Origin of the sequence: Gilvimarinus algae (assembly GCF_030518215.1) — a bacterium.
Taxonomy (GTDB): Bacteria; Pseudomonadota; Gammaproteobacteria; order Pseudomonadales; family Cellvibrionaceae; genus Gilvimarinus; species Gilvimarinus algae.
Map to the genome: position 1 here is coordinate 537,951 of NZ_JAULRT010000052.1, position 15,585 is coordinate 553,535.

Annotated in this window: 16 protein-coding genes; 3 read left to right on the forward strand and 13 right to left on the reverse strand. The window is 46.9% G+C overall.

Translation table 11 applies throughout. The features are described from left to right. Positions 1-7: 7 nt before the first annotated feature. The 3 genes from QWI16_RS09720 to QWI16_RS09730 all read right to left on the reverse strand — a co-directional run bounded on the left by QWI16_RS09720 (position 8) and on the right by QWI16_RS09730 (position 3,430). Entirely contained in the window at positions 8-721 is a 714-nt protein-coding gene (locus QWI16_RS09720) for an OmpW/AlkL family protein (RefSeq protein WP_302712713.1), read from the reverse strand. A 239-nt stretch (positions 722-960) separates the two neighbouring features. Beyond that, a complete protein-coding gene (locus QWI16_RS09725) occupies positions 961-2,460 on the reverse strand; it encodes an FAD-binding oxidoreductase (protein WP_302712714.1) in 1,500 nt (499 codons plus the stop codon). Positions 2,461-2,554: 94 nt separating this feature from the next. Beyond that, a complete protein-coding gene (locus QWI16_RS09730; RefSeq protein ID WP_302712715.1) occupies positions 2,555-3,430 on the reverse strand; it encodes a PA4780 family RIO1-like protein kinase in 876 nt (291 codons plus the stop codon). Between the two features lie 227 nt (positions 3,431-3,657). Between QWI16_RS09730 and QWI16_RS09735 the strand changes: the two genes are divergently transcribed. After that, entirely contained in the window at positions 3,658-3,924 is a 267-nt protein-coding gene (locus tag QWI16_RS09735; protein ID WP_302712716.1) for a PepSY domain-containing protein, read from the forward strand. Continuing rightward, on the forward strand, positions 3,924-4,463 hold the full coding sequence (locus tag QWI16_RS09740) for a cytochrome b/b6 domain-containing protein (RefSeq protein ID WP_302712717.1): 540 nt from the start codon (positions 3,924-3,926) through the stop codon (positions 4,461-4,463). The genes QWI16_RS09735 and QWI16_RS09740 overlap by 1 nt, the downstream gene beginning before the upstream one ends. A gap of 33 nt (positions 4,464-4,496) precedes the next feature. On the opposite strand, the gene QWI16_RS09745 is transcribed toward QWI16_RS09740, so the two are convergent. The 6 genes from QWI16_RS09745 to QWI16_RS09770 all read right to left on the reverse strand — a co-directional run bounded on the left by QWI16_RS09745 (position 4,497) and on the right by QWI16_RS09770 (position 9,345). Beyond that, positions 4,497-5,180: a hypothetical protein gene (locus QWI16_RS09745; RefSeq protein ID WP_302712719.1), complete on the reverse strand. Its 684-nt coding sequence runs from the start codon at positions 5,178-5,180 to the stop codon at positions 4,497-4,499. A gap of 128 nt (positions 5,181-5,308) precedes the next feature. After that, the gene (locus QWI16_RS09750; RefSeq protein WP_302712720.1) at positions 5,309-5,776 is read right to left on the reverse strand and encodes a nuclear transport factor 2-like protein; all 468 of its coding nucleotides are present in this window, start codon (positions 5,774-5,776) and stop codon (positions 5,309-5,311) included. Positions 5,777-5,866: 90 nt separating this feature from the next. Continuing rightward, positions 5,867-6,787: a cation diffusion facilitator family transporter gene (locus tag QWI16_RS09755; protein WP_302712722.1), complete on the reverse strand. Its 921-nt coding sequence runs from the start codon at positions 6,785-6,787 to the stop codon at positions 5,867-5,869. 102 nt (positions 6,788-6,889) lie between these two features. Then, positions 6,890-7,720, reverse strand: coding sequence for a hypothetical protein (locus tag QWI16_RS09760; RefSeq protein ID WP_302712723.1), 831 nt, complete (start codon positions 7,718-7,720; stop codon positions 6,890-6,892). 268 nt (positions 7,721-7,988) lie between these two features. Beyond that, the gene (locus tag QWI16_RS09765) at positions 7,989-8,723 is read right to left on the reverse strand and encodes a hypothetical protein (RefSeq protein ID WP_302712725.1); all 735 of its coding nucleotides are present in this window, start codon (positions 8,721-8,723) and stop codon (positions 7,989-7,991) included. Positions 8,724-8,889: 166 nt separating this feature from the next. Continuing rightward, on the reverse strand, positions 8,890-9,345 hold the full coding sequence (locus QWI16_RS09770) for a hypothetical protein (RefSeq protein WP_302712727.1): 456 nt from the start codon (positions 9,343-9,345) through the stop codon (positions 8,890-8,892). 419 nt (positions 9,346-9,764) lie between these two features. On the opposite strand from QWI16_RS09770, the gene QWI16_RS09775 reads away from it, so the two are divergent. Beyond that, complete coding sequence (locus QWI16_RS09775; RefSeq protein ID WP_302712729.1) at positions 9,765-10,790, forward strand: transposase; 1,026 nt, start codon at positions 9,765-9,767, stop codon at positions 10,788-10,790. Positions 10,791-11,234: 444 nt separating this feature from the next. Here the strand turns inward: QWI16_RS09775 and QWI16_RS09780 are convergent, their stop codons facing one another. The 4 genes from QWI16_RS09780 to QWI16_RS09795 all read right to left on the reverse strand — a co-directional run bounded on the left by QWI16_RS09780 (position 11,235) and on the right by QWI16_RS09795 (position 15,038). Continuing rightward, entirely contained in the window at positions 11,235-11,792 is a 558-nt protein-coding gene (locus QWI16_RS09780; RefSeq protein WP_302712730.1) for a hypothetical protein, read from the reverse strand. A gap of 235 nt (positions 11,793-12,027) precedes the next feature. Beyond that, a complete protein-coding gene (locus QWI16_RS09785) occupies positions 12,028-13,350 on the reverse strand; it encodes a reverse transcriptase domain-containing protein (protein WP_302712732.1) in 1,323 nt (440 codons plus the stop codon). A gap of 16 nt (positions 13,351-13,366) precedes the next feature. After that, positions 13,367-13,939 (reverse strand): SLATT domain-containing protein, encoded by a 573-nt coding sequence (locus QWI16_RS09790; protein WP_302712734.1) that lies wholly within the window; start codon positions 13,937-13,939, stop codon positions 13,367-13,369. Between the two features lie 316 nt (positions 13,940-14,255). Then, complete coding sequence (locus tag QWI16_RS09795) at positions 14,256-15,038, reverse strand: hypothetical protein (protein ID WP_302712736.1); 783 nt, start codon at positions 15,036-15,038, stop codon at positions 14,256-14,258. Positions 15,039-15,585: the final 547 nt, after the last annotated feature.

A 15,585-nucleotide genomic window follows, 5' to 3' on the forward strand; every position in this document is an offset into this window, starting at 1 on the left:
ACCGGCCCTAGAAGCGGTAGCCAAGCATCAAGGAGTACACCACGGGGTTGATCTCTACCTCACTGCTACCGGCGATATCTTCACCAATTTTAAAGGTGGCGGTCGTTTCAATATCGATGTAGCGCGCGGACGCGTTCAACAGCCAGTGCTCACCCAATTGGATATCGGCGCCGAACTGCAAGGCATAGCCCCAGGAGTCGTCCAGCTCCAGGCTGTTAAACCCCAAACTCTCAGGCCCCGTCTGGAAGGCCTCATCGAAAAAGACTGTGTAGTTAATGCCGGCACCGACGTAGGGTTTAAAGTTGTTGTCTGTTGAAAAATAATAGAGTGCACTGATCGTCGGCGGCAGGTGCTTGACCTCTGCCAAGGTCGCGCCATCCACGCTGGTATCAAATACCCCAAGCGCCACACCTTGCGGGTCATGAATGGTCACATCGTGTTCAAAGGGCGTCGCGGCGAGGACTTCAAACGCCCAGTTACGAGTAAAAAGATACACCAGATTCAGCCCAAGCTGGCTGTCGTTGTCCACCGATAGCGCCAAAGGCGTATCGCCACCCAGTGCCTCGACAAACACACCGGCCCGCTTGGAGTCGGGCTGAACACTGGTTACACCAGCGCGGACTAAGACATCCCCGGCCTGATAACCAGCGGCTTGGGCTGAGGTGGTGAAAGAAGAGAAAACGGCAAGGGTAAAAGCGGCGGGTACTGCGGTAAATTTCATGACACTGGCTCCTTAACAACCTGGAGCCAGTGTACGTCGATGGTGCTAGACCGCTTTGATCTGGCTCAAGAACATCAATGGTTAAGCCGGGCGCATGCGCTTTAGCAGGTGTACCTGTAGAAGCACAGAGTTGAGCTGAACTGCCTGTAACCTATGCGCCTGGATGCTTGAACATGAATTAGGAGTTCTGCTCGGGAGCATTTATAGATCAATTTGTAAAGTCAGTGATCAGATTGACCCTATTGGCCTTCATGCGAGCCGATCGGGCTGGCCCCGGTTTTACTGATCAGGGGGCAAAGGCTACGGATATCAACTGACACAGGACTTTGATAAACGTCAAAATACGATGCTGCTAGATACTGATGATAAAAATGATTGGAAAAGATCTCTGTCGGATCATATTGACACTTCGTCCGTAAGAAATCGAGCCAACGAGGGTATGCTTGCCTAAACTGTTCGGTTGTGGGGAAGCCCTGATAGGTTAAATAGTAGGTTCCTCGGTGTTTCAGTGTGAGATCGACCAAGGCGCGGGTCCAGCTTTGTGCCTGATTAATCGCCGCTTCGCTTAGCTCCATATTTATATACAAGACTACAGCTATCATCTCTGACTGAGCGTAACTAAGGACACTTTCGATATTCTCTGGTACGTAGCGCAAGGTCATGCTCAAAAGGTTGACGTCACGTTGAACCAATACGTTTTCCAATCCTTCCATAAAGGATGGAAACATCTCAACTGGTACAAAGTACTCCTGCAGAATATCCGTATCATTGGCACTTTCGTACTCAAGGAACTTAATCGGCGGCTGCATCGCCTGATTACGATCTATCCTTGCGACCTTGTTGGGGTTATCAACAAAGCTCTTCTGAATGCGCCAGCGAAAATGCTTTGCCCAATTGAACTTTCTGGACAGGTCAAAAAAGAAGGCGTTGCGTGCGATACCCTTCTCTAGGGAAAGCTCGCTGACTTCGGGGTATTGACTCTTTTCTCGATAATCGATACTGAAGCAGTCGGCTAAAAAGGAGGCGCCCTTGGCGAAAGAGCAGCGGCCAAAATGCAGGTTTAGGTCGTCGACGGGTTGCTTGAATTGATCGGCGTAAGAGGCATGACTTATGGGTGTGGTAGTTTTGAGCAAAGGTAGATTATCGGTAAGCTCTAACTCTGCTTCCAATATAACGCCCAACAAGCCGTATCCGCCAATGGCTGAATAGAATAAGTCGGGATTTTTCGCCCTGCTGGCTTCGATCACAGAGCCATCGGCAAGCGCAATTTTAAGTGTTCTTACGGTTTCAATAATGGGTCCGAACCTGGGGTCGCGGCCATGAACATTTGCGCTGAGCGAGCCACCCACGGTAAATATGTTGGATGACTGCATCACCTTTACGGATAAGCCGTGAGGGTTTGCCGCTGTTTGCACGTCTTCCCATGAGGCACCGCTTTGAACGATGGCCACCTTCTTGTCGGGGTCAACGGAGATAACCTGGTCAAAGTCGGTCATGTCCAAAACCACCGCGCCAGGAAAAGTGATATGTCCGCCTTGACTGTGACGGGAACCTGAAATGCTCACTTTTTGCCCAGGTTTAAGCGATGCTAAAGCCTCAGCCACATCTTGCTCGGATTGAACAGCGATAACACGGTCGACGGGCGTTGGATTAAGGCGGCTGACATCATTCCATGATTCTTCCGCTACCGCCGAAGAGGCAAGTAAGACAATGCAAATACTGCCGATGATCTGTTTCAAAAAGCGCTCCTTGCTCATTTATTGGTGAGATGGCTAAACGCCATTACTATTCTTCACGCAGTAGTTATTCGATGGTTAAAGTGAGGGTTTGACATTAACCGATACCGTCGCCGCTGTGATCGTCCCGGTCGGCGCGCAGTCGCGCCTGGCGTTCTTCCTCTTCCAGTTTGGCCGCTTCAATAACGGCCATAAGCTCGGCCACATCGGCCTCGGCGGTGTCAGGCTCAAAGGTGCCTGTGAGGCGGACATCGGGGTGCAGCTCTCCTTCCTCGTAGAGATGCCAGATTTCCTTGCCGTAATCGACTTTGATCAGCTCCGGGGCAAACTGGCTAAAGTAGCGGCGCATGTTGTCTACGTCCCGCTGGAGCATGCGCTCGGCGTGGTTGTTACTGGCGGCGTTGACGGCCTGGGGTAAGTCAATGATCACCGGCCCCTGATCGTCCACTAAGACGTTAAAAGGCGATAGATCGCCGTGGACCAAACCGGCGCAGAGCATACGGACCACATCGGCAATCACCTGTGCGTAGTAATCGCGCGCCAGTTCGGGCGTAAGCGCCACCTCGTCCAGACGCGGTGCGACGTGACCCTCGGCGTCCTGCACCAGGTCCATAAGCAGTACACCGTCTACAAAGCCGTGGGGTTCGGGTACCCGCACACCCGCCGCTGACAACTGATAGAGCGCGTCCACCTCTGCACTCAACCAGGCCTGCTCCTGTTCCTTTTGCCCGTAGCGGCTTTTCTTGGACATGGCCCGGGCCCTGCGGCTGTTGCGAACCTTGCGCCCTTCCTGATACTCCACCGCCTGTTTAAAGCTGCGCTTTCTCGCCTCTTTAAACACCTTGGCGCAGCGAATCTCGCCTGCGCAGCGCACTACGAAGACCTGAGCCTCCTTGCCGCTCATCAGTTGGGTAATCACTTCATCAACCAAGCCGTCATCGATCAGCGGTTGGAGTCTTTTGGGTATTTTCATAACGCTATTTGGGGCCGAATATTCAGTTTGTTGCTTTACGCGCGAAAGTGCCCACTATAGCGAATTAACCCTAAAATCTCGCCTAAAATTTGCGAAAGTGAGCCGCAAGGCCGGCTTAAGCGGGGCAAAAGTGTCGAACACAGCCAAGCCCGGCCCAGAGTATTGAAACTCTTACCCCCATCCGGTAGATTCTCCGGTGGACTACCTACCCAAATGAGGAAATTAGTATGCGTATTCTGACAGCCATCGCCCTGACTCTGACGGCCCCGCTTGCCCTGGCCGGCCCTCAATGCACCGACACCGATCCGTCTGAGTGGCAAGATCAAGAGGCTTTTCAGCAAAAGCTGAAAGATGAAGGCTATAAGATCAACGTGTTTAAAGTCACCGATGGCAACTGCTACGAAATCTATGGCTGGAACCAGCAGGGCCAGAAAGTCGAGATCTACTACCACCCGGTCACCGGCGAAGCGGTGAAAACCGAGATCGAAGACTAATGGGCTCCACCGTCAAACTCTGGGACCCGCTGGTACGGCTGTTTCACTGGTCCATAGCGGGTATCTTTGTCGCCAACTACTGGCTGAACGAAGAGGGAGACGACTGGCACCAGTGGCTGGGCTATACCGCCGCTTCCCTGATCGGCGTGCGTTTACTCTGGGGCTTTATCGGCCCCCGCCCCGCCCGCTGGGCCGACTTCTTCCCCACCCCCGCAAAGCTCAAAGCCCATCTCTGCGCCCTGGTCAAACGGCGGGATTACCACCGCATGGGCCACACCCCTCTGGGCGCCGTGGTCATGATTTTGATGATGCTGGGTTTTATCGGGCTCGCCGTCACCGGCTACATGATGGCTGAAATCGACCGCTACTGGGGTGTGCAGTGGGTCGAAGACATTCACGGCTACATCGCCAACACTCTGCTCGCACTGGTGATCCTCCACATCGCCGCCGCCCTTTATGAAAGCCTGCAGTTAAAGGAAAACCTACCCCTGTCGATGATCACCGGGAAAAGAAAAGACCGGGATAAGTCGAAAACCTAAGTGTGGGCGTTGTGGAGGCAGTTTTAACGCCCGCTAGGTTTGATCTTTAACCTCCCAGACAATATCGCCGGTATTCTCTTCAAGGATCCAGATGCGGACGTGCCGGTTTCCCACGGTGTTGCCCTCTACTTCAAAGTGTGCGGTGTAGTCCCCTTTACTGAAGTCAATGGCATCGGCTTCATAAACCCCGATATCACCGCGGCCCATGGAGGAGTAACCGAACAGGAGCAGTGTAATTTTGCGAGTTCCAGGCCTGAAAATAACGCTCTGCTGGCCTCTTATGTTGTGCCGGCCTTTGCCAAACTGCTCGCTGGAATTGAACATATTATCCATGAGCGTTTGACGCTCTACGACGAGTTGGCACAGCGACTCACTGAAATTATCCGAGCAAAAGACCTTACGCTCCCCCTCTTTAACATTCGGCCATATCGCCTTCTTGGACGGGAACGGTTCCGGGAGCAGCCTCTCTCCATCAATGGCCAGAATCGTCAAGGTTTTCTGAAAGAAAGGCCGCTCTTCCGTACTTCTGGTTTGAGCGAACAGATCCACCTGCCCTTCACCCTTCAAGGGCAGCTCGTGATAATACTTTCTCGCATACTCCTTGTTGAATAGATTATTGTTTGGGTAGCTGGTGTAGCTGTCCGGTGTGGAAGCGCACGCGGATAGCAGTGCCGCAGCGATAATCCAAAGGGTGTAGATAAGCGTCTTGCAAGGCATAAAATTTGTTTCTTTGGTTCTAATGCTTTTTACTGATGCCGTTGATGACGGAACTGCCAGCTAACGTGTATGAATGCGTCGATGTCAAATGTAAAGCTTGATCCGTGATTTCCGATCGGGAGTTGTTGCTACCAATATTCCTTTACTGAGGATATTTTTCCGTTAGTAAAGCCAAAAACCGCCAGCAGGTTTTGATCACCCTCTGGTTGAACTGAGTCATCTTTTGACTTCAGTACATAGCTATAAGCCACAGCCACGTAATTGTTTCCGTGGATCGTATTGTCAACCCTAATAAACTGACCCGGCTCATTCTTGTACGCGCCACGCTCAAGGTTACTGTAAAATGCTCCACGCCATTCTTCGCGGTTAAAGCTCGCGCCGTAGGTCAAATGCTCGTATTCTACATCTGGCGCAAGAACCTTAAACAGAGCGTCAATATCCTCTGCGTCAGAGCCCTTCTTGTAGATTTCACTCAGCAAGCTAAAGTATTCACTCACTTTTTCTTTCTGGCATGTATTTCCGCATTCGCCAGAGTCAGAAGCCAGCGACATCACCGGTAACATTGATAGGACTAGAATCAGTAAATGCTTGAGCATGAGCTTTTCCTTTTTTGGCATTATTCACTAAAAAATATCGGACGCCTACAAATTTGACAATTCGTACCCATTGGGGTTTTGATGAGGCGTCTAAGCATCGTCGTGTCTACTGACGTTCGGTGTAGCATAGACACAATCACTGCCGTCCAATTCGATTTCAAGTGTCGAATGACTGACACCGAATTGATTATGAAGCAGGTGCTTCAATTCGATTTTCAGCCGTTCGATATCGTGCAGATTGGCCTTCTTTACGACAACATGTGCCTCCAGAGCGATTCTATGCTCAGCGAGTTCCCAAATATGGACATGGTGGACGCCCTCAACATTGCTCGTACTCTCCATAGCGCCGATCACATCATTAATCGAGACCCCCTCTGGTGTGCCCTCCATTAACAGGTGAATGGTTTTCGGTAGCATGCTGAAGCCTTGCCACAGCACGTACCCAGCGATCATCAACGTCAGAACTGTATCGGTCCAGTACCAGCCGTACACCAGTATCAAGGTTCCGGCTATAACAACACCCACGGATGCCATCGCATCCGACACATTATGCAGAAAAGCGGCCTTTATGTTCATGCTGTTCTTTGACATCGTGTAGGTGAGTATAGCTGTGGCAAGATCGACAATTAGAGCGATTCCTGCCACCACAACAACTGTCCAGCCTTCAATAGGCTGCGGGGAAAGTAGCCGTCCTAGGGCCTCGTAGACAAGGTACATCCCTACGATGATCAGCGTAACAAGGTTGATCAAGGCGGCTATGGTTTCGCTGCGCCGATAACCGAAGGTCTTAAAGGCGTCCGGTGGTCTGCGGCCGATCTTACGCGCCACAAGAGCGATAACCAGTGATGCGGCATCGCTCAAGTTATGGAGAGCATCAGCAATGAGAGACAAGCTACCAGACAGTATCCCGCCGATTATTTGCGTCAGTGTGAGCAGTGCATTAATGCCAATTGCAGCGATCAACCGTTTGTCGCCCAGAGTCTCGGCGCCATGATTATGTTCTTGTCCCATTAGATAGCCGCTTCCTAGAGCAATTAATCTGAGATGAAATACCCGAATGCCAAACGGTACTCCAGATCGGATGATCTATATTGGACACTCACAAACTTGACACTACAGCATTTTAATATCCAAGCCATTCTGGCGGCTGTAACTGGCCTCGGCTACTTTTTCCTCAATTGGCCGCTCGATACTGATCTTGACTGGTGGATAATTCATTGCCTCAAACAGTTCACAAAATCGGCACATCAAATTAGCGTCGATACATACGGTAAAGAAGCTAAATCGTATTTTGGTTAATCGACGCTCTTTGTAATCCTTACTTTTGATACCATACCACCAGTAGTCGCCAATAAAATAAAACTCTCCATTGACCAAGTCATCGAAGCCGTTAGCAAAGCGTTGCATTTTTTCTGCCCGTTGGCTTTTGTTAAACGCGGAGCATTTTACAGGATCGAAGTCACCTACTACATGACGAAACGAATCAAGGTATGCCGATTCGTATGGGGCAGAAACCTCTTCTGTTGGCCAAAAATCGCCTTCGATAGTGATTAAATACTGTGGGTCGATAAAGTCTAACTCCCTAAATGAGATGTCTCCGTTACTTTTCGCTTCTAGAACATCCATTCTGTATTCTTTTAGATGTTGAATCTGGCAGCTGGAAGACTTTCCACCGCATTCTTCCATAAGCCTAACGATATCAATCAATAGATCCCGCTCAAGCTCCATGCCTTCGATGACAAATTGAATCGACTGATCTTTATCGCTGTAGTAGGCGACTTCGATATCTTTACCATCCAGTAGTGATTGAAGTTGCGAATGGAATTCTTTGCTGATTTCCAGGTTGCTATAAATCGCTGAGCGGAAGCAGTACAAATAATCAAATAGAGGCTCCGAATTTTTATAATTCGGTTTTCCCATTGACGAAGACGGTGTTGTATTCATTTGGTTTCCTCAGTATTTGCTTGATGTCGTGATTTATTGCAGAGAGGCTCCGCGTCTTGGGGTTGGATGGCTATAAAGCTATATCGGGAGTCCGCGCGCCTGCCGAATACGTGACCCCATAAACCGCTCAAACATTGTGCGATCGGACGCTCCTGTTTCTGCTGCTAATCTTCCATTCTGATAGTTAAGTAAACTGTCCCCCGGAATTCTTGCGTTTAAGTTGAGATCTCCCTCCCCTTTAGAGTTCCCTTTTTAGTGTCAGTATTCGTTAAAAAGCTTCAGAAAACGTACTCTTATAACTGCAGCCAAATGGAAGCCTATAATAATCCTCTGGCTCCAGAATAATGTGGTAACTAATATTGTGATCGCTAAACTGGTTGGCATACTCTCGGTGAAATGTTCTTTTCCTGTATCGAAAATCTTCGCCATCGCTGATAAGGGTTACGCTATTCTCGCTGGCCTGCCAGGTTCCTCGCGCCAGCGTTGACTCTCCCACGGGGAAGCTAAAGTCGCTAACCAGAGCTCGACCATCATCAAACAGCTCGTACACATACTCAATATCACAGTCGGTACTGATAAACTCTGCGTCGGACTCGGAAATTGGGAATTCATCCCGAACACGACTTTCCTCGTTGAAGGAAGCCTTCGCATTTTCCGGCAACAGATAGAGTCCGATATTTCCGGCTGTATACACATGCTTTCCTATCTTATCCCGATAGAGCGTATAGCGATTCTCAGCGCTCAAGCCATGGGAAGTCAGGACTTTATCAATCGCCTGCAAATCTGCATCAATACCCTCGTGTGGAAAGTACAAAACAACACTTTCATCATAAGGGTACGCATTGGCACGAGGCGAAACCTTAAACCCTTCAGATTCCAGCCCAGCTTTCACGCCATCTTGTAACGTCTGAGGAAGTTCCCCTGCATGCAAGTGAACTGTCGTTCGAGTACAAGCCGAAAGACCCAGCAGGAAGAAAACGACAATGACTCTTGAAAAATACATTATAGATACGGCATGCGCCTTTTTCTTTTAAAAATAGTTGGCGGTGTCCATAGCGGTATGGCCGGTTTGAAGCTTAGAGCGCTGCACGTTTTTCCACACTATACTTGGAGCAGGTCACTCTTGCCGTTAAGCGGACTGCGCCCAGAATTTTTCAGTATAGCTTTCCCTAGTTACTCTTACAATGGTCGGGTTCGACTGTGAAAGATGCGAAATGCTTCCCGCCTTTCCCGTAATAGGAATAGGTGACAGGTACTCCGTTTTCAATAAAAACCTGCATTTCCTTTGTGGTGCACACTTTGTTAACCAGCAAAGGCTGCATCTCATTGGTAAAGCCCTCAAGGTCGAGATCCTCGGGGGAGAGGTTGACCATGGTAAGGTTGTAGCGAAAACTCATATTGCCACCTGAGGTGGAGTCTAATCGAGTTTCAGAATCAACCATTATTGGTAGACCATTATTCATTTCACTAGCGCCTTGCTTTAGGGCTTCGTTTAACTTTGACGCTCTTTGCGTTTGTGCAGTGGTGGTGTCATTTGTACCCTCTTCGGCACTTGAATGGGGTGATGGGCCTATCAGAGCTAACAGTAATCCAACTGATGACGCTGTTTTTCCAATTTTTCTCATTGTTTGTCGCTTTCCTAACATTGTTGACGCTCCACATGAGTATGGGGCTATTGAATGGTTAAATTTATATCAAATGTATCTGCTTCTGCTGATCGGTTGTCGATCATACGATGGAATCGAGCTGCTCTAAAACCCTTCAGATTAAGCATTGATCGGATCTACCTGGCCTTTCTGTGAGGTATATCCGGACAATGACTTATCCCCGGAATTTACGACTGAATTATCAATGCTCAGGTGTAAAATGTCAGCCTAGCCCTGCCTGCTTTCATTCTGAAAATTAAGTAAGCCCTACGGGAACTCCCGGAGGATCAGTAACTCCCCAGGATTTCGTTATCGATCTATATTGAACACTCCCAAACTTGACAATGCAACAGCTCTGAACCAAAGTGCATTTACAACAGTGCGTTCAAGGACGAGCCATGACCCAGCCACGGAAACAGCTGATTTCTCTCGACGACACTCCTTATTATCACTGCGTCTCCCGCTGTGTTCGCCGGGCGTTTCTATGCGGCTCTGGCGAAGGGTACAACTTTGAGCACCGCCGGGGCTGGATTGTGCAGCGGCTTAAACAACTGGCGGCGGTGTTCGCAGTGGACGTGGCCGCTTACGCAGTTATGTCCAATCACTACCATGTGGTGCTTCGCGTCAACAAACCCTTGGCCGACAACCTAAGCCGCGACGATATTATTCACCGCTGGCGAGCGTTGTTTAAAGGCCCGCCCCTGGTTCAGCGTTATCTGGCTGGCGTCAAGATCGGCAAACCCGAAATGGCGGTGGTAGACGAGATTGTTGAACAGTGGCGCAGCCGCCTATGCGACATCAGCTGGTTCATGCGTTGTTTAAACGAGCCCATCGCCCGCTGGGCGAACCAGGAAGACAATTGCACCGGCCGATTCTTTGAAGGGCGTTTCAAAAGCCAGGCCCTACTGGATGAGCGGGCGCTGCTCAGCTGCATGACCTATGTGGATCTAAACCCCATCCGGGCTGGCATGACCGATTCGCCCGAGACCTCAGATTTCACCAGCGTTCAGGAGCGTCTCGGGATTGACCGCTCTACCCGCGTGAGAACTCAAAATACACCCAGCACTCAACACCAGGACCCGCTAAATCTGGCAGAGCTCATGCCCTTCTCCGGCAGCGAGCACAAAGGCAATCAGCCCAATCACCTACCCTTTGATCTTACTGATTACCTACAACTGGTAGACTGGACCGGAAGAGCGATTCGGAACGACAAGCGCGGCGCGATTAATCAGCGCCTACCAGACATTCTTCAACGTTTAGGCATCCCCTCAAAGGACTGGCTGGACACCTGCTGGCACATCGAAAAACGGTTTGGCCGAGTCATCGGCCCGGTAGCGAAAATCACCGAGCTGTGTGAAGCACTGAACTTAAAGTGGATGCACGGCATCAGCCAATGCAGGCGGCTTTATCCGCAAACCGAATAGAGTTCTAAATTGCTCACCAAAAACCCCTAAAATGCTCAACCGGGCAGATTAGCCCGTGGCCGAAACACGGATTTTTTCCACAGGAAATTCGGCACAATCCTTCCCTCACACGCGGCCGCTATCAATGCACGTTGAAAGTCGGCTGTTTTGACGTGAATGGGGACTTTGGCTTTTAATATGTGGGTGTCCTGTAGTTTTTAGGTGTCCTGTAGTTTTTAATATAAAAACTCATTTTGGGTCGGTTAGAGTTAAGCTGAATATAAATACTTAAATATTTTATCCCCGATAAATTTTAGAGTTAAACGTTTGCTTTCTTATCTATTGAGCGTAGAGTTGGGATTGCACCGGGGTTTCAACAAGAAGCCTTAGGTATCCTGTCAAAAATAAATCTGTCCCCTTTTTCAGATGCTTCACTACACTGTCCCAAGAATTCCGACTCTCTCTTTATTTGCTCTCCCAGCGCTTCCCTTTTGTCTCCCAAGGTAATGCTGGCTGGCTACGCACCTTACGGCAAGATCCGTTTTGAATATGGTGAGTTTCCATTAGGTCAAACAACCGCCGTCCTCCCGCTCTGTTGAATCGAATAATAATCAGTACCAGTGGCTCGGAGGCGATCCCCCACTGATTAAATACGCAATCAATATTCTCTTCGTAATGGCGATTGTCTGAATAAGATACAAAGACTGAAAATTTGCATTTATCTTTCACTTTATGGAGCTGCTGAATCTCATTGACTTTGTCTACATATCTCGGTTCTTTCCATTCCCACTCTAAATTGGCGACTACCTCTTCACGGTTATCTTTAATGACGGCGTCTGTTCTATTGCCGTGCTCAAAGTATGTGAAATACCCCATTAGATCCGCTGCTGAGCGCGCACATATACCAATATGTGTAGTCCACTCTGCTCTTGATCCGGTTTCCTTATGCTGCTTTGTTAACGGGAAGTCTCGATACCACAAAACATTGAAGAGCGTAATGAAATCACGAGTAATCCGTCGCATTTTAATCCTTAGTAAATATGAAAAATTTAAGCATACGTATTAAAATTTTGCATCGATTTTCCGTCGGACACCTACAAACTTGACATCATCTGATCCCGCGTTTTTCGGTAAAGTCAAGCTCTCTCATATTTGGCATGCTGATAATTAAGTAAACTGTCCCCGGAATGCCTATAGGTTAAGTCAATCCCTCATATTTGGCATGCATATAATTAGGTAAGTTGTCCCCGGAATTCCCTTATCCAGAGCCAAACGATTTAATATCTTCAAGAAGGTCGCTCACTTGGCGTGATATGAAGTCATGAAATGCGGCTTCAATTTTCTCTGAGCTTAATGATTTCATTTTATGTCCATATCTCATTATAAGAATAGCTCTTTTTTGCGCCTCGCTATAATGATCGAAATTTTGGATGTATTTTGATTTATATCTATTGTGTAGAATTTCTTTATGTGATCTGGAAAATCTTTTTCGTGTGATTGAAGTGTTGAATCTTTTGCATAGTTTTTTTACGTAATTGTCAAGCTTGTGAAGAAGCTCTTCATCATTCATTTCAGAAAAAAAGAAAATCCATCCTTTACATTTGTTCTCATATATGCAGCCGGTTATTCTTAAGTTTACCCTCCACTCCAAAAATTCCAAACTCTGACCTTTTGAGTGCTTAAAGCTTGTGAACATTGCTGCCAAAGATTCTTTTATTCTTTCTACGGATGAATCTCGCACTGATATTGTTGGATAAGAAATGCGATATCCCAAGTAATGAAACGTTTCGTCAATGCGATTTACTCTAGATTTTTCAGGGTTTCTTTTTGGATCATGAATTTTTAGTCCTATCCTTTTAAATGAAGTTATAACTTCATTTAAAATCTCATTAGTATCCTCTGGCCGACAAAGAATGATTATATCGTCAACGTATCTGCAGTAGAAAATATTGCTTTTTGATAAAAACTTTTTATCGATGTTGATAAGGTATATTGAGGAAAGGATGTTGGATATTGAAAGTCCTTGAGGAACTCCTCGATCACTTTTTTCTCCTTTCTCAAAAGTCGTGCGAATAGCCTCGCTCACGAGCTTTAAAATTGGTAAATCTTTAATTCTCTTTCTTAATCTAGAGTTAAGTTCATCGTGCTTTATTGATGGGTAAAATTCTTCCACATCGAGCTTTATTACGGTGCCGTAATACCCGCTTCCAAGATTATATTTAAGGCTTCGGATTGTTGATTGAGGTAAGGTGATAGTGGTGGAGTTATTGAATCGTTTGTGTAAAAAATTAGTTAAGGCTCTAAGTGCCAATCTGTCGCGGGCGGTGGGTACTGAAATTTCCCTTGGAGCCTTTCCAGATCCTTTGCTTACAAGTTTTTTCTTGTATCGTGTAAAGGAATAACTCCCAGAAAGAACTTTCTTATTTACAATAGAAGTTTGCGTATCAAGTTGGCTTTCCAAGGCTTCTGGAGACATGTTGTCCGCTCCGGCGGTGCGTGAGCCTTTTATATTCTTTGAAAAAATTAACTTCAGGTTCTTAATTGAAAAGCAGGTTTCAAAATCTTTCCAGGCGCTAGTCATTAGCCAGTCTCTAATATTATTTAAAAAATACAAAAGTCGCTACAGGGAGGGCATAAAAGAAACTGAGAATGGTTATACGCATCAATTTATTACTAAACCAAGAAATCCAAACATAAGGGGTGGGAAGGCGATTTAATCTGGATTTTATATCGTCATTTTTGCTGCCCTTTGATGCTAGTAAATACTCTTGGCAGAGGGCGGTATAGTAATCAATCTCTTTGTGATTTTCACAAAGATTTAGAGTTTTTTCATACTCTTCTAGTAGCTCTACTTGGTCAGAACTGGGGAGTTTGCTTAGTTCATATAATTTTTGTAGCGCTTGGTAGCTTTCTTTAATTAGCGATGCGCGTTCTTTGAATGATAGTCCGGTAATATACCCACTAATGACGAGCACCCAAATAGAGGTGGCAATCCACACAATCTGCATTGACTCTGCTGCAGGAAACTTAAGGTTATAGACCGATGCTGACACTGATAAAAATGAGTACCATAGCAGTAAAAATTGAGACTGAAGAGAGTTCGATAATAAGCGTTTTTCTGTCTGAATTTTCGATTTTCTCGTCCACCAGATTTTGTCAGACAGTTCCATTCTTACATCCGCTAATAGTTTATTTAATAGGTAAAAACTTTTGTGCTCTTTGTGTTTTGTAATATCTTAAAAAGGCCTCGGGCGTCAATAGGTTACTGATTAACACCCCCTTTCGGGAGCAAGCCGAAAAGACTAAGAACATTGCGTTCTTCAAAATTAGTAGCGCCCTTTGGTGAGAGCGGCCGTGAATCTCACGACACGCCCGAGGAGGCCACTATAATACACTCAAAAAGGGCTATGTACTACAAAACTGCACAGCTGGTTATTGCTATAGAGCTGTGTGGGCCCTCTGCTCTTTTCGAGCTGGGATATAGTCTCAGCGATTTGCAGATATTTCGCGAAGAGGTCGCCATCGACTTGGGTCATTAGCATCCGGCTTATCTTTTTTTACTATTACTTTGATTTTCCCAAGTTGTTTCGATAATCCGAGAATTTTAGCTGGTTGTTGGGCAATCTGAACTAGTACGTCGGTGTTATCTAGGTCTGTATATGCTGAAACAATCTTAACTGTGGTTTTTTCTCTCCGGCCTGATGATGAGTTGGTTATTACCACTTTGTCACCAGCTTTAAAGCGGGTACCCCCAAGGTGGGCTGTATTTAGTAGCGCTACATTCGCATTGTTAGGGGCATGTGTTGTAAGATGAGCATAAGCTTCATACTCTCGCTCCCTGCTGTCTTTAACCACTTTGTCAATTTGTTCTGACCACTCTAGGAGAGCTGATGAGATAGATTCATGCCTATTCAATGCTTTCTCGATCTCAAGATCTTTCTTTTTTAAAGATTTGGATAGTTCACTTAGCTTTTCTTCATAGTCGGCTTTTGCTTTTAAAAATTCCGAGCGTAAATTTCCTACAGCGACAACCTTTTCCATTTCTTCCCATTGAGGCCCGTGGTGAGCAGCTATGTTCTTCTCGATGCTTGCTATCTTCGTCGCGAAATGGCCAAAGGTCCAACTTACTATACCAACTAAAAATATAGTGATAACTGCTCCAATAGTTGCTTCTAAATATTTTTCATACCATGAGTTTTTGGTATTTGGCTTTTTTTGGATTGGTGCTTCTGAGTCGTCGCTAGTATTAGTCTCTCTCTGCGCTTTCATTTGTACCCCATCCTTAAGATATTCAAGCAATACTCTGCATCAAACAGCACGAAGCGGAAAAGCTTACCCATGTTGAACATCTATACTGAACAGGATATAACTTTTCGGCATTAAAGGCCTGTCAAGTTAAAGCTTTCGAAACATAAAAAGCGGGAAGAGAGCATGAACACTCATGTTTCGATTGTAGTTTGGCTCTTTAATCAGCTGCTTAGCAACTCTTGGAGTTTCTTTCCACTTTCTTAGGCGCCCGAAATATAGGCTTCCACCATTTAAAATCGTGCCATGCTTCTCCTCGCTTGGCAACTGGGATACCTAAAACTAGGGATTTGGACATCTCGACCCCAGAGAGGGAATCCGCAAGAAAACATCGGGGGTCAGGCTTTACATTTTTCACTCGAATGTAAAATGTAAGGCCTGACCCTTAATTCCTCAGTATTATTCAATTTTTCGTGTAACGCCGTGCTTTGCGGGCGTAGCGAAGCGGAGCGCCGCAACAGCACCTTGTTAGCACTTTTTTAGCTCCAGTGATTTTGCTTTAATTTCCAAG

Coding starts and splice junctions, on each gene's coding strand:
- QWI16_RS09745 (WP_302712719.1), bottom strand. CDS start 5,180: ATGCCTTGCAAGACGCTTATCTACACCCTTTGGATTATCGCTGCGGCA.
- QWI16_RS09720 (WP_302712713.1), bottom strand. CDS start 721: ATGAAATTTACCGCAGTACCCGCCGCTTTTACCCTTGCCGTTTTCTCT.
- QWI16_RS09755 (WP_302712722.1), bottom strand. CDS start 6,787: ATGGGACAAGAACATAATCATGGCGCCGAGACTCTGGGCGACAAACGG.
- QWI16_RS09750 (WP_302712720.1), bottom strand. CDS start 5,776: ATGCTCAAGCATTTACTGATTCTAGTCCTATCAATGTTACCGGTGATG.
- QWI16_RS09760 (WP_302712723.1), bottom strand. CDS start 7,720: ATGAATACAACACCGTCTTCGTCAATGGGAAAACCGAATTATAAAAAT.
- QWI16_RS09795 (WP_302712736.1), bottom strand. CDS start 15,038: ATGAAAGCGCAGAGAGAGACTAATACTAGCGACGACTCAGAAGCACCA.
- QWI16_RS09780 (WP_302712730.1), bottom strand. CDS start 11,792: ATGCGACGGATTACTCGTGATTTCATTACGCTCTTCAATGTTTTGTGG.
- QWI16_RS09785 (WP_302712732.1), bottom strand. CDS start 13,350: ATGACTAGCGCCTGGAAAGATTTTGAAACCTGCTTTTCAATTAAGAAC.
- QWI16_RS09730 (WP_302712715.1), bottom strand. CDS start 3,430: ATGAAAATACCCAAAAGACTCCAACCGCTGATCGATGACGGCTTGGTT.
- QWI16_RS09770 (WP_302712727.1), bottom strand. CDS start 9,345: ATGAGAAAAATTGGAAAAACAGCGTCATCAGTTGGATTACTGTTAGCT.
- QWI16_RS09735 (WP_302712716.1), top strand. CDS start 3,658: ATGCGTATTCTGACAGCCATCGCCCTGACTCTGACGGCCCCGCTTGCC.
- QWI16_RS09740 (WP_302712717.1), top strand. CDS start 3,924: ATGGGCTCCACCGTCAAACTCTGGGACCCGCTGGTACGGCTGTTTCAC.
- QWI16_RS09790 (WP_302712734.1), bottom strand. CDS start 13,939: ATGGAACTGTCTGACAAAATCTGGTGGACGAGAAAATCGAAAATTCAG.
- QWI16_RS09775 (WP_302712729.1), top strand. CDS start 9,765: ATGACCCAGCCACGGAAACAGCTGATTTCTCTCGACGACACTCCTTAT.
- QWI16_RS09765 (WP_302712725.1), bottom strand. CDS start 8,723: ATGTATTTTTCAAGAGTCATTGTCGTTTTCTTCCTGCTGGGTCTTTCG.